This is a genomic window from Terasakiella sediminum (genome assembly GCF_033100395.1).
Lineage (GTDB): Bacteria > Pseudomonadota > Alphaproteobacteria > Rhodospirillales > Terasakiellaceae > Terasakiella.
In genome coordinates, this window is sequence record NZ_JAWLVJ010000007.1 from 143495 (window position 1) to 157218 (window position 13724).

10 protein-coding genes are annotated in these 13724 nt (G+C 50.7%); 6 read left to right on the plus strand and 4 right to left on the minus strand.

Features of this window, described 5'->3' with window-relative positions; translation table 11 throughout:
• Position 1: 1 nt before the first annotated feature.
• A complete protein-coding gene (locus RYZ26_RS07375) occupies positions 2–1357 on the minus strand; it encodes a M48 family metalloprotease (RefSeq protein WP_317682538.1) in 1356 nt (451 codons plus the stop codon).
• Between RYZ26_RS07375 and RYZ26_RS07380 the strand changes: the two genes are divergently transcribed.
• On the plus strand, positions 1344–3023 hold the full coding sequence (locus RYZ26_RS07380; RefSeq protein WP_317682539.1) for a gamma-glutamyltransferase: 1680 nt from the start codon (positions 1344–1346) through the stop codon (positions 3021–3023). The genes RYZ26_RS07375 and RYZ26_RS07380 overlap by 14 nt on opposite strands.
• A gap of 1 nt (position 3024) precedes the next feature.
• On the plus strand, positions 3025–4173 hold the full coding sequence (locus RYZ26_RS07385; RefSeq protein WP_317682540.1) for a pyridoxal phosphate-dependent aminotransferase: 1149 nt from the start codon (positions 3025–3027) through the stop codon (positions 4171–4173).
• Positions 4174–4177: 4 nt separating this feature from the next.
• Here the strand turns inward: RYZ26_RS07385 and RYZ26_RS07390 are convergent, their stop codons facing one another.
• Positions 4178–4336: a hypothetical protein gene (locus RYZ26_RS07390; RefSeq protein WP_317682541.1), complete on the minus strand. Its 159-nt coding sequence runs from the start codon at positions 4334–4336 to the stop codon at positions 4178–4180.
• 162 nt (positions 4337–4498) lie between these two features.
• Positions 4499–7078: an Rne/Rng family ribonuclease gene (locus tag RYZ26_RS07395; RefSeq protein ID WP_317682542.1), complete on the minus strand. Its 2580-nt coding sequence runs from the start codon at positions 7076–7078 to the stop codon at positions 4499–4501.
• Positions 7079–7182: 104 nt separating this feature from the next.
• Between RYZ26_RS07395 and RYZ26_RS07400 the strand changes: the two genes are divergently transcribed.
• The 4 genes from RYZ26_RS07400 (at position 7183) to prfB (ending at position 12625) form a co-directional block, all read left to right on the plus strand.
• On the plus strand, positions 7183–7464 hold the full coding sequence (locus RYZ26_RS07400; RefSeq protein ID WP_317682543.1) for a hypothetical protein: 282 nt from the start codon (positions 7183–7185) through the stop codon (positions 7462–7464).
• Between the two features lie 174 nt (positions 7465–7638).
• Positions 7639–8916 carry an N-acetylmuramoyl-L-alanine amidase gene (locus RYZ26_RS07405; RefSeq protein ID WP_317682544.1) on the plus strand — a complete coding sequence of 426 codons (1278 nt, stop codon included), beginning with the start codon at positions 7639–7641 and terminating at the stop codon, positions 8914–8916.
• Between the two features lie 94 nt (positions 8917–9010).
• Positions 9011–11446: a penicillin-binding protein 1A gene (locus RYZ26_RS07410; protein ID WP_317682545.1), complete on the plus strand. Its 2436-nt coding sequence runs from the start codon at positions 9011–9013 to the stop codon at positions 11444–11446.
• A 66-nt stretch (positions 11447–11512) separates the two neighbouring features.
• Positions 11513–12625 (plus strand): peptide chain release factor 2, encoded by a 1113-nt coding sequence (gene prfB, locus RYZ26_RS07415; RefSeq protein WP_317682546.1) that lies wholly within the window; start codon positions 11513–11515, stop codon positions 12623–12625.
• Here prfB and RYZ26_RS07420 read toward each other — a convergent pair whose 3' ends face one another.
• Complete coding sequence (locus tag RYZ26_RS07420; protein WP_317682547.1) at positions 12626–13723, minus strand: agmatine deiminase family protein; 1098 nt, start codon at positions 13721–13723, stop codon at positions 12626–12628.
• Between the last annotated feature and the right edge of the window lies 1 nt (position 13724).

Here is a 13724-nt window from a genome sequence, read left to right on the forward strand (position 1 = left end):
ATTATCTTTTTTGTTTTTTCAAAAGCCGTTCAGAGGTTAAGCGTACATCCTGTGCCTGGATCCATTGGCGTGACCCGACTTTTAGTCCTTTCTCTGCGCGGGCAGACAAGAAGGCTGCATCTTTATAACGCCGTCTCAGGAAAGCCTCTTCAGCCAGGGCGAGCGAACTTTCTGCCATGCGTCCGGCTTTACCGTAAGCAATCCCCAGCTGACGCCAGGCAAAGGCATAGTCTTTGTCATTATTGACCGTTGCTTCCAGCATGCTGATGGCTTTATCCCGTTTTTGTGGATCATCCTGTTCCAGATAACTGCGTCCCAACGCGAGCAAAAGCAGAGGATTGCCGGGTAACAATTCTACAGATTTTTCGTAAGAAGCGACGGCTTGGTCCAGCAAACCGTTTTCAAAGAAAATCTGGCCTTTAAGTTCGTGGAAATATGGGTCGTTCGGGCGATCTTGCAATAAGCTGTCGATTTCTGCAATGGCCTGTTCCATCTGGTCATTTTTATGATAGGCCGCTGCCCGGGCATAACGTGCAGCAATTGAGGTATCCCCCATCGGATAAAGCCGCATTGTATGGGTTGGCGATAGCAAAAACGCATCCAGTTTCGCCCGCATGCGTGCGTGCATTTCGCGATATTCAGGTCCCAGTTTATTGTCGCTGTATGGGGATTGGTCCACATGGCTTTTCATGGCTGAAATACGTGCGGCGGTCAGCGGGTGAGAGCGGATATAAGGGTTTTGTTCAGCAGTGCGGCGAGTCTCATCACGTTTCAGGATTTGAAAGAATTCCAGCAGCCCTTTGGATGAGATTTGGGTTTCATCAAGATATTTGATCGCGGCCTGGTCAGCAGACCCTTCTTCCATGCGGCTATAACTCAGTAATGATCGCTGGGCAGCGTCTTGACCGCCAAGGGCAATCACAGCCCCAGCGCCTGCTTCGCCCGCCAGGGCTGCTGCACCGCCAAGGATAAAACCAATGACCGATTCGGCGGGTACACCCTTCATTTTTTGTCGTAATCTTGATAAATGACCGCCCGCAATGTGACCGCTTTCATGCGCGATCACGCCGATAACCTGTTCTGGGGTGCGTGAACGCTGCAAAAGTCCGGTGTGGATAAAAAGTTTTTGACCGCCTGCAACAAAAGCATTGAGTCTACTGTCGTTAACCAGATAGATTTCAACATTGTCAGCTGACAGGTTTGCAGCTTCAAAGATTGGCTTTGAATATAAGGCAATGATATTTTCGATTTCCGCATCCCGGATGAAAGAGATAGAACTTGCGTAAGCAGGCGAAGGGATGGGGATAGATAGAGTCCAACAGGCAATAAAGAAAAGTAGTTTTATGGTATTTCGCACCGTGTTCCACCGCTTTCAAAAATCAACAGTCACATACGCTAGCCTGCCACGCCGTGTGCGTCAATTGGCGGCTTGCGCAATTATGGTTTCGCTGACCGCCTGTGCTGCAGGCAATCAGGAAGAAGATAGGGGCAAGATCGGTTTTGTGAAAGGGTTCTTGGGTGGTGTTGCTGCTGATGACCCCCATGCCGCACGTGCCGGGCGCGATGCGCTGTCTGCTGGTGGAACGGCTGCGGATGCGGTAACGGCGATGTATTTTATGGCCTCTGTCACCATGCCATCTTCCGCCAGCCTTGGCGGTGGCGGGGTCTGTATTGTTCATGATCATCAGTCTGAAACAACAGAAGTACTTGATTTCCTGACCAAAGCACCGCTGCAGAATGTCGCAGGTGTGGAACGTCATGTGGGGGTACCGATGAATGCTCGCGGGTTCTTTATCCTGCAATCCAAATATGGCGATTTGCGTTGGGGGCAATTGGTTGCGCCGGCAGAAAATAAAGCCAGATTTGGCGTTCAGGTCTCACGTGCTTTGGCAGCTGAACTGAAACCTGTGGCAAATGCCCTTATTCAGGATAAGGAAGCAGCACGCGTTTTTGCCAATAAAAACGGGCAGCCTGTTCGTGAAGGGGACTTCATCAGCCAGTTGGATCTGGCTGCAACCCTGACTGAAATTCGTACCAAAGGTCCCGGGGCTTTATATACAGGGCCATTTGCCAATCGTTTTGTCGATGCGGTGAAAGCCGCAGGCGGGCATTTGTCCAAAGAAGATTTACGCAAAGCCCTGCCTGTCTGGCGTCAGACCATTCAAAGCCAGGCCTATGATTATAAAATTGCCCATTTCGCTCCACCACCAGCTGCTGCTGGTGTTGTCGGCGCACAAATGTGGTCCATATTGGCTGAATATGGCGACTTTGATGATGCCGATGAAGCCACCCGGATGCATATGCTGGCAGAAGCCTCCATGCGGGCCTATGGTGATCGTGCAACCTGGGTGCAGCCCACGGGTCAGTCCAAGGTCAAGGCAGCAACGCTAGTGACGAAAGACCGTGTCGCTAAGTTGATGCAGGGTATGAGCGAGACCCGCCACCAACGCGCAGATACCTTGCGCGCGGTGCCACAGTTAACACCGGAAACACCGTCTGCACTGAGTTTGGCAGCCGTTGATCGATATGGTTCTGGTGTGGCATGTAACGTATCGATGAACAATAATTTCGGGGTTGGCCGCGTGGCGCCGGGAACAGGGGTTTTGCTTTCCGCGTTGCCGGGGCTGAATGGGCGGGGGCCGATGTCGTTGGGTCCAATGCTTGTAAAGAATCCGAATTCAAATGAAATTTACTTTGTGGGGGCTGCCTCACGTGGTGTAGCGGCGCCAACATCGCTGGTGAATGTCGCTGCGCGTATCATTATGGGGAAACAGGATCCGAATGAAGCCATGCGCAACCCACGTTCGCATCATGGAGGGGCGCCGGATAAGCTTTATTTGGAAAATACAGTTTCTGTTTCTGATGTTTCAAAACTCAAATCCATGGGGCATCAGACCACGTCCGTTCAGGGGCTCGGGGTTGTTAATGCCATTGCGTGTCCGCTCGGCATTCCAGTGGCACCTGCAAGTTGTCGCGCGATGAATGATCCGCGTGCCTATGGTCTTTCCGCAGGGGCTGAATAAGATGACATTGAAGATTGCCAAGCGCGGCACTGTTGCGCCTTTCATCGTGATGGACGTGATGCGCGCCGCCAATGAACGCGAAGCCCTGGGTGGTGATGTGATCCATCTGGAAGTTGGTCAACCCAGCACAGGGGCGCCCAAAGGCGTGATCGAAGCAACCCAGAAAGCACTGTTAAACGACAAGGTCGGTTATACGGATGCTTTGGGTATCCCTGCACTGCGTGAACGGATCGCACAATATTACAAAGATTATTATCAGGTCGATGTGGATGCCAGCCGCGTTGTTGTCACCATGGGGTCATCCTGCGGTTTTTTGCTGTCTTTCTTGTCTGCTTTTGAAGCGGGCGACAAGGTTGGTCTGACTGCACCGGGCTATCCGGCTTATCGCAACATCCTGCGCGCGCTGGGCTATGAACCTATTGAAATTCCGGTGGGTCCAGAAACGCATTTTCAACCCACACCGGAAATTCTGGATAATCTGGGTGTTGACTTGGACGGGCTGATTGTTGCAAGTCCGGGCAACCCGACGGGCAGCATGCTGTCGCGTGAAGATTTGCGGACGCTGTGTGCTTATTGTGACGGGCAGGGCATTCGCTTTATTTCAGATGAGATTTATCACGGCATTACCTATGAAGGGCGCGCGGACACGGCCATTGAATTCAGTGACAATGTCATCCTGATCAATAGCTTTTCCAAATATTTCTCCATGACGGGTTGGCGTCTGGGCTGGATGATTGTGCCGGAAGATATGGTGCGACCCATTGAATGTCTGGCGCAGAATATGTTTATCTCTGCGCCGACGCTTTCCCAGTTTGGCGGGATTGCTGCGTTCGATTGTCTTGAAGAGGCAGATGCCAACGTCGCCCTTTATGCCAAGAACCGCGAAATGTTGTTGAATGAACTGCCAAAAGCCGGCTTTAACAAGCTGGCGCCAAGTGATGGGGCTTTCTACATTTATGGGGATGTGGCGCATTTAACCAATGATGCGCAGGAATTCTGCAAGAAAATTCTGGCAGAAACGGGGGTGGCCACCACACCGGGGGTGGACTTTGACAGCGCACGCGGACACCGCTTCATGCGTTTTTCCTACGCAGGAAGTTTCGAAAATATGCTGGAAGCAGCAAAACGATTACAGGCGTTTCTAAAATAACGCCTTAGTCTTTTTTGGCAGCCTGTGCATCACAGCTGAACCAGTCACATCGATCCATTTGATTGCGTGTGAATAAAGGCAGGTTTTGTAGTTTCTTTAGGCGATTGTAAAAATTACAGTTTTTGCAGTGCGCACCATCACCGCAGGTGATTTTATCTGACATTGGAATGACCCGATTTATTAAATATACCACAAGAGTTTAACATATTTTTTGCGTTGTTTATAGCTTTTGGTCAGACCAGTGTCCTTGATCTGAATCAAGAAAAGGCCGGATAATCTTGAAAACTATCCGGCCTTTTCTACTTTGTGGTTTTGTTTGAAGGAGTTAGCGGCTCCACCAGCCTTTGCGTTTTGGCTTGTCTTCCGTTACTTCTTCATGGACACCTTCGCTGGATTTTACTGTCACAGCCGTTGTAGCAATCACGGTTGCTTCAACTTTTGGCTCTGCAGGTTTTTCTTCCACCTTAGGCTCTTCCTTTTTCGCTGCAAGTTTTCGCGGCGCTCGTTTCTTAGGTTTTTCTTCTTCTGTAGGTTTATCTTCAGACTTAACCTCTTCCGCCTTTGCTTCGTCGTCATCCGCTTTTTTGCGACGACGGGTGCGGGGCTTCTTCGGTTTTTCTTCTTCAGATTTTTCCCCAGATGCCGCATCAGTTGCTTTTTCAGAAGTATCTGCCTTTTCAGCATCTGCTTCATCGTCCGCTTTCTTGCGGCGACGGGTGCGGGGCTTTTTCGGCTTTTCTTCTGCTTCTTCAGCAACTGGAGCGTCTTCTGTTGCCGATGGCTCTTCACTTACGCTTTCGGCTTCTGACGTGGCTTCAGCGGCTGCTTCATCCGTGTCAGGGCGACGACGGCGCATGCCACGACGACGTGGGCGGCGCTTGGGTTTGGCTTCTTCATCAGTCTCTGTCGTTTCCGCAGATTCAGAAGGAGATTCTGTTTCTGCTTCTTCACCAGACTGTTCGTCAGTGCCTTCGATTTGTGCTTCATCCTCTGGATTGCGACGGGTGCGACGACGTCCACCACGTTTGCCACGGCGGCGGCGCTTGCGTGGTTTGTCGTCATCATCGTCGTCATCGGATGTTCCATCCTCATTTTCAACGACTTCAACGGCGTTCTCATCGGTTTGGATATCTTTTTTGTTGCGACGGCCACGACGGCGGCGACGGCGCTTGCGGCCATCATTTTCCTGTTCGTCGTCGCCATCGGAATTATCCAGAACCTCATCTTTGATGTCTTCAAGCTTGGTTGAATCTTCCGGACCCAAAGGACGAACCGTGTTGGTGTCGTCTGCTTTCTTCGCTTTCAGGCGTTCCAGCTTATATTCAGGCGAAACCAGACTGTCATCACCGGACAGCTGAACCTGCATCTGATAACGTTCTTCGATAGATGCCAGCTGTTCACGTTTCTGGTTCAGGATGTAAAGTGCAACCTGTGTCGGGACATTGACGATGATTTCGTCAGAACGACGGCGGATACCTTCTTCCTCAATCACGCGCAGAACATGCAGAACGGTTGATTCAAGTGAGCGACGCACGCCCGTGCCATGACAGTGCGGACATGTTTCTGTGCTTGTCTCTGTAAAGCTTGGACGCAGACGTTGACGTGACATTTCCAGCAGGCCAAACGGGCTGATACGGCCGATCTGGATGCGGGCACGATCGTTTTTCATCGCATCTTTCATGCGACGTTCAACGGCTGACTGGTTGCGCGAAATCTCCATATCAATGAAGTCAACAACCACCAGCCCGGCGAGATCACGCAAACGCAGAGAGCGCGCGATTTCATCCGCGGCTTCCAGGTTGGTCTTCAGCGCCGTTTCCTCGATATTACGCTCTTTGGTCGAACGACCGGAGTTCACATCAATGGCGACCAGTGCTTCGGTCGGGTTGATGACGATATAGCCGCCGGATGGCAATTGCACAATCGCGCTGTGCATGGCATCCAGTTGGCCTTCGACCTGATAGCGATGGAACAGCGGAATTTGCGTTTCATCGCGATACGGCTGAACTTTCTTTGCATGGCTTGGGATCAACATTTTCATGAAGTCCTTGGCCGTGCGGTAGCCTTCTTCGCCTTCAACCAACACTTCGTCGATATCGCGGCTGTACATGTCACGAATGGATCGTTTGATCAGGTTGGCTTCTTCATAAATCAGGGCAGGGGCCTGGCTTTGCAGGGTCACATCCCGGATGTTGGACCACAGCCGCATGAGATATTCAAAATCACGTTTGATCTCTGCCTTGGATCGTTCAGCACCTGCTGTGCGCACGATAACAGCTGTCCCTTTGGGGATGGACAGTTCTGACAGCACGGATTTCAGACGTTTACGGTCTTTGACGTTGGCGATTTTACGAGAAATCCCTCCGCCCTTGTCCGTGTTTGGCATAAGCACGCAGTAACGACCGGCCAGGGACAGGTAAGTTGTCAGCGCCGCACCCTTGTTGCCACGTTCTTCTTTAACGACCTGCACCAGAATGATCTGGCGCTTCTTGATCACTTCCTGAATTTTGTAGCGGCGTTGGTTGCGGTAATGCGGGCGGATATGTTCTACCTGATCGCTGTCGTCAGATCCGCTTTCTTCAACTGCACCTTCTTTAGGTTCAGCGTCGTCGCCATCATCTTCCACATCGGCTTCAAATTCTTCACGGTCAGAAACCGGGATTTGATAATAGTCCGGGTGGATTTCGTTGAACGCCAAAAAGCCGTGACGGTTGCCACCATATTCAACAAAGGCGGCTTGCAGGCTGGGTTCTACACGGGTGACTTTTGCGAGATAAATATTTCCTTTGAGCTGTCTGCGTGCAGCAGATTCAAATTCCAGTTCGTCTAGACGATTTCCATCGACGACGACGACCCGGGTCTCTTCCGGATGTGTCGCATCGATTAACATGCGTTTGGTTGCCATTAGGCTCGTAACTCCAGTGTGCAGAAACAACCTTGTGAGGGGAGCGCATTAAAAAGCGTGCTGAACCCGACTGTGTGTCTCTGCGATATTTTGTAGTGAAATAAGTGGTCGAAATACTGGCGGCGCCCATAGTCAAACGCAAAACAGAGGAACCCCTGTTGATCGTTTGCTTGTTATGGTCTGCTCTTGCCAGCATGAAAACCTCGAAAATGGTATCAATAGTCGTTTTAAGCGCTACGTTTCGCACAATCTCAATTGCATCAAATCGGCGTGAACTCAGGTCTGATGAAGGTTTTCCGGTTTTAAATGATGGGGAAAATGCAAATTTGCTTTTCCGCAAATCGGAAATTTTTTCAGGTAAGAGCGCTTTTTCACGCGGTCGTTAACATAACGGTAGGAAATTAAATACACAATGCTCTTATAGGTCCAATCGCGATTTTTATTTTTTAAAGACCCTCATTTTTACATCTTCTGGGCTTGCAGAAAGGAGTGAAAATGGGGTAAATCATAGGAGTCGCTGGCATTTGTGCGATAACCCTTAAATCAATAATGAAGCCGTGATGGTCAAACGACATTCGATAATTGCAACTGTTTTCAACGCCTTACTGTTGGCTGTTTGTCTTTTTGGATTCTTGAAAGAAGCAAAAGCGCAGGATGGTTTGATGCCGCTTGTGCAAAGCGTGCGTGTGGGTGAACATCCGCAATATACCCGTTTTGTCATGGAAGTCAGCGATAAGGTTGACTTTAAAATTTCCACATTGGCGGACCCGTATCGTGTGGTTGTTGATTTTCCCGAAATGGGTTGGCAACTGCCCAAGGGCTTTAATCCACGCATGTACGGGAACTTAAGCGGTTTTCGCTATGGTTTGTTTAAATCCGGGACCTCTCGTATCGTTCTGGATGCCAAGACACCTGTAAAAATCAAAAACACCATGATGCTGTCCCCGCGCGGGAAAGTACAGAACTGGCGTTTTGTAATGGATCTGGTCAAGACGGATCGGACCAGCTTTCTGGCATTGATGAAACCTGCGACCTATCCGGACCAACAGGTTGCCAAGGCATCCAAGCCACAGGTCATGCCGAAAAATATCCAGCAGGCCCGCGTCCCTGCCATTCGCCCGCCGACCAAACCTCAGAAGAAAAGCAAGCATGTGGTTGTGATCGATGCAGGCCACGGTGGTGTTGACCCGGGGGCCAGCGGGGTAAGTGGATCTTATGAAAAACATATTACACTGGCGGTGGCGCGACAGCTGCGTGACAAACTGAAAAAAACCGGGCGTTATAAAGTCGTTCTGACCCGGGATCGCGATGTGTTTATCCCGTTGCGTGAACGTACAGCCATTGCACGGCGTGCGGGGGCTGATCTGTTTATTTCTTTGCATGCCGATACCTTTAAAAATCGCAGTGTACGCGGGGCATCGGTTTATACTCTGTCTGAAAAAGCGTCGGATAAGGAAGCACAAGCTCTTGCGGAACGGGAAAACAAGGCAGATTTGATTGCGGGCGTTGATTTAACCTCTACATCGGATGATCTAAGTTTTATCCTGTTGGACATGGCCCAGCGTGATACTAAAAATCAATCGTCGCGTTTTGCTGAAACTTTGGTGAAAGATATTGCACGCTCCAGCAAGGTGTTGCGTAACCCACACCGTTTTGCCGGATTTGCGGTTTTGAAAGCACCGGACGTCCCGGCTGTGTTGATCGAGCTTGGATTCTTGTCTAACAAGCATGATGAACGTGTTTTACGCTCCAAAAAACACCGTGCGAAGATGGCAGATGCGATCAAAACATCGATTAATCGCTATTTTAACCGCATTGAAGAAGCCAATCGTTCATGAAACTGCCTATATTGTATGATAGCTAAATGACAAATCGCGTCATTTGGGTATACTGCTTGACCCTTCATTTTGATCAGACTTTAAGGCTCGCCCGTTGAAAAAATTACTAAAAATATTCGCTGGAATTTTAGGGTTCTTCCTTTTTCTTGCTCTTCTTGGTGCTGGCGGTGTGCTTTACGGGTTCTATCACTATGGCAAGGGGCTGCCGGATTATACCCAGCTTAAGGATTATGAGCCCCCGGTTATGACCCGCGTTCATGCTGGTGACGGACAGTTGATGGCGGAATATGCCATTGAGAATCGCGTGTTCGTGCCGATCAAGGCGATCCCGAAACGGGTGATCAACGCTTTCCTGGCGGCAGAAGATAAAAACTTCTATGAACATATTGGTATTGACCCCATGGGGGTTGGCCGTGCGGTTGTGGTTAACCTGAAAAACATCGGCAAGGGGCGTCGCCTTGTTGGCGCGTCTACCATTACGCAACAGGTGGCCAAAAACTTCCTTCTGACCAACGAAGTTTCTTATATCCGTAAAATCAAAGAAGCCATCCTTGCTCTGCGAATTGAAAAGGCCTTTACCAAAGACCGTATCCTGGAACTTTATCTGAACGAAATTTATCTGGGTTATGGCTCTTATGGTGTGGCCGCTGCTGCGCTGAACTATTTCAATAAATCACTGGGGGAGCTGACCATTGAAGAAACGGCTTATCTGGCCGCACTCCCCAAAGCCCCCAATAATTATCATCCGATCAAGAAAACCAAAAAAGCGGTGGAGCGTCGTAACTGGGTCATTGATCGTATGAATGTTGTTGGCGTGATTAGTTTGGTGGAAGCTCTGGAAGCCAAAAAACAGCCGTTGAAGGTGGCGTCGCGCGCGCAAACAGAATTTGTGACCGCCCCTTATTTTGCCGAAGAAGTCCGCCGTGAACTGGTGGATATGTATGGTGAAGACAAGCTTTATAAAGGCGGTCTGTCCGTTCATACGACCCTTGATCCCAACCTTCAGGTCATCGCACAGCGCACGCTTCAAAACGGGCTGGAAACCTATGATCGCAAATATGGCTATCGTGGACCTGTTGCGACGATTGATTCCACATTGGGATGGCAGACGGCACTGGAAGAAGTTACAGCACCAAAAGGCGCACCTGCGGACTGGTCGCTGGCCGTGGTTCTGCAGCTGCATGCCACAGGGGTGACCATTGGATTGCCGGATGGCAGCCAGGGGGCACTACCATTTGGGGAAATGAGATGGGCACGCGAAGCACTGGAAAAACAGAAACGCGGACCGTCACTCAAGAAACCTTCTGATGCACTGAATAAAGGTGATGTGATCTGGGTGAAGGCCGTGACAGAAACGGCCAAGGGGGAAAAATATCAGCCCAACACTTACGCGCTTCGCCAAATTCCGGATGTGCAGGGGGCAATTGTCTCGCTTGACCCACATACGGGTCGCGTGTTGGCGATGGTTGGTGGCTATTCTTATGCAAACAGCCAGTTTAACCGGGCAACACAAGCCCGCCGCCAGCCGGGGTCAGCCTTTAAACCGTTTGTTTATCTGGCGGCCTTTGATGAAGGCTATACGCCCTCGACATTGATCTTGGATGCACCTTTTGTGCAGGATCAGGGACCGGGCTTGCCGAAATGGCGTCCATCCAACTATACCGATAAATTCTATGGTCCATCGACTATGCGTCTGGGCATTGAAAAGTCCCGTAACTTGATGACCGTACGTCTGGCTCAAACCATCGGGATGGAAAAAGTCAGTGCCTATGCCAAGAAGTTTGGCATTACACCGAATTTGCAGGAAGTTTTGTCCATGTCCCTTGGCGCAGGTGATACCCGTTTGATGGATTTGGCAACTGCTTATGGCATGTTGGTCAATGGCGGCAAGCGCATTGAACCTACCCTGATTGACCGTATTCAGAACCGCAACGGCACCACTGTCTTTAAACATGATATTCGCGATTGCCCCAATTGTGTGGCCATGAATTGGACGGGGGATGAAATCGTTCCGCAAGTTGCAGATGTCCGTGAAAGCGTAACCTCGCCACAAAGCGCCTATCAGGTTGTCTCCATTCTGGAAGGCGTGGTCTTGCGTGGGACCGGGCGTCGTATTTCCGCTGTTGGCAAGCCTTTGGGCGGGAAAACGGGGACAACCAACAAAAGTCGGGATACCTGGTTTATGGGCTTCAGCCCGGATTTGGTCACAGGTGTGTTCGTCGGGTTTGATACGCCACGCACGCTTGGTAGAAAAGAGTCAGGCTCCAGTGTGGCCGCCCCGATCTTTCGTGATTTCATGAAAGAGGCATTGGCTGATAAACCAGCTACGCCATTTCGTATTCCGGAAGGTATTCGTATGGTGCGGGTCAATGCGCGCACGGGTCAGGATGCGACAGTGGCTGATACCAACGTGATCTGGGAAGCCTTTAAGGAAGGCCAATCGCCAAGTCAGAGTAACAGCGTTCTGGAAGGGCAAAGTGATGATCTGGACCCGGTTCATGGTGATGATACCAACGACGGTCTATATTGACGCAACGCCCTTTAGCGTTTAAATACCCCACACACCTATTGCAGAATTATTTCAGGAAGTCATACCATGCGTGCCGAAGTTGAAACACAGGTCGAAGAAATTCGTAAGTCTTTGAAGCTGTTGCGCAAGCATCTGGATTATGACAATGCCGTGCGCCGTCTGGAAGAACTGAATGCGCTGAGCGAAGACCCGGACCTGTGGAACGATCCGCAAAAAGCACAAAGCCTGATGAAAGAACGTACCCGCCTTGAAAATGGCATCAAGGGGCTGGAATCTTCTGAACAGGAACTGGCCGACAATATCGAATTCATCGAAATGGGTGAGATGGAAGACGATGCCGACACCATCGCCGAAGCTGAAGAAGCTTTAAGCGCGTTACAAGAACGTGCCGCCAAGCAGGAAATTGAAACCCTGCTGTCCGGGGAAGCCGATCCGAACAACTGCTTCCTGGAGATTAACTCCGGTGCAGGTGGGACGGAAGCCTGTGACTGGGCAGGCATTATGTTGCGCATGTATACCCGTTGGGCCGACCAGCACGGCTATAAGGTCGAATATCTCGAAGAAACACCGGGGGAAGAAGCGGGCATCAAATCCGTGACCTTGAAGGTCAACGGTCATAACGCCTATGGCTGGCTGAAGACCGAAACAGGCACCCACCGTCTGGTGCGGATTTCCCCGTTTGACAGCTCTGCACGTCGCCATACAAGCTTTGCAGCGGTCGCGGTCTCCCCTGAGATTGATGATAATATCGAAGTGGAAATCGAAGAAAAAGATTTGCGCATTGATACCTATCGCGCTTCCGGTGCAGGTGGTCAGCACGTAAACAAAACTGACTCCGCCATCCGGATTACGCATATCCCGACAGGCATCGTGGTCCAGTGTCAGAACGACCGTTCCCAGCATAAAAACCGCGCAGCAGCTTATAAAATGCTGCGTGCACGTTTGTATGAAGCAGAATTGCAACGCCGTGAAGCCGAAAGTCAGGCGGAACATGATGCGAAGACCGAGATCGGCTGGGGCCGTCAAATCCGCTCTTACGTATTGCAGCCTTATCAGATGATCAAGGACTTGCGCACGAACGTGGAAACATCCAATTCTCAAGCCGTTCTGGATGGTGACTTGGATCAGTTCATGGCAGCGGCCTTGGCCAGCAAGATCGAAGGTTCTTCGGACGAGTAATCAGACCAGCGGCTGTTGTTGCGTTGCGCAATGGATGCCGCCGCCGACTTCGGCAACCGGGTCGATATCCAGCAGGATGACTTCACGGTCCGGATAGGAAAGCTGCAAGGTTTCTTTGGCCAGCAGGTCGGTTTCCCGGTCGCCAAATTGGGCGGCGATCACCGCGTCGTTGCAGACGTAGTAATTTACGTATGAATCTACAAACTCCTCTTCCTCGCTGCGTACATGGCGTGGGCCGGGCAGGGTGAGGAGGTTGAAGGGGGCGCCATCCAGATTGGTTGCCGCTTTCAGGATGTCGTAGGTTTTATACGCGGCCCTGACCCAAATGTCGTCCATATCATTAGGTTCTGGTAACTGGATTAAAATGTCGTTTGGTCCGGTAAATCGGGCAAGCGCATCAATGTGGTAATCAGTGATGTCTTCGCCCCATATGCCCGGTGCCCAGATGACTTTATCGACGCCGAAAGCTTCCTGCATCAACCGTGTGACTTCTGCTTTTGAGCCCCTATTGCGATTGGGATTGATCCATGAACTTTCATGGGCAATCAGGATGCCGTCGCCATTGCAATCAACCCCGCCAGCTTCGCCCACCAGTCCGTTGTTGAGGTAGGGGATGTCCAGAATTTCAGCTATGCGTTGGGCGACTTTACCGTCATTCTGGTGGGGTTGTTTATTCCCCCAGCCATTGAAATTCACACTTGATACGGCCAGTCCTCCGTCATCATCTATAACAAACATGGGACCTGAATCGCGTGCCCAAAGGTCATCTGTCGGCATGTCCCAGATTTCGACATCTTCAGAGAGTTTGCGCCGTGCCGATGTCTGATGGCTTTTGTCCATCAACATGACGACAGGTTCAAATTGGGCAATCACATTCGCGATATCGGCAATGGTGTTTTGCAGCATATCCAGAAAAACGGGATCAGGATGAACCTGTCTATTCACGGGCCATTGCATGAAGGTGCGGGTATGGGGCAAGGCTTCTTCCGGGACATACCAGGAAGAGGACGCATGGGCTGGTGTCATAAGCTTTTGTCCAGCAAGGCACAGGGCAGAAAGTCCAGCAGTGTTTTTCAGGAAGTTTCGCCGTGTGATCATT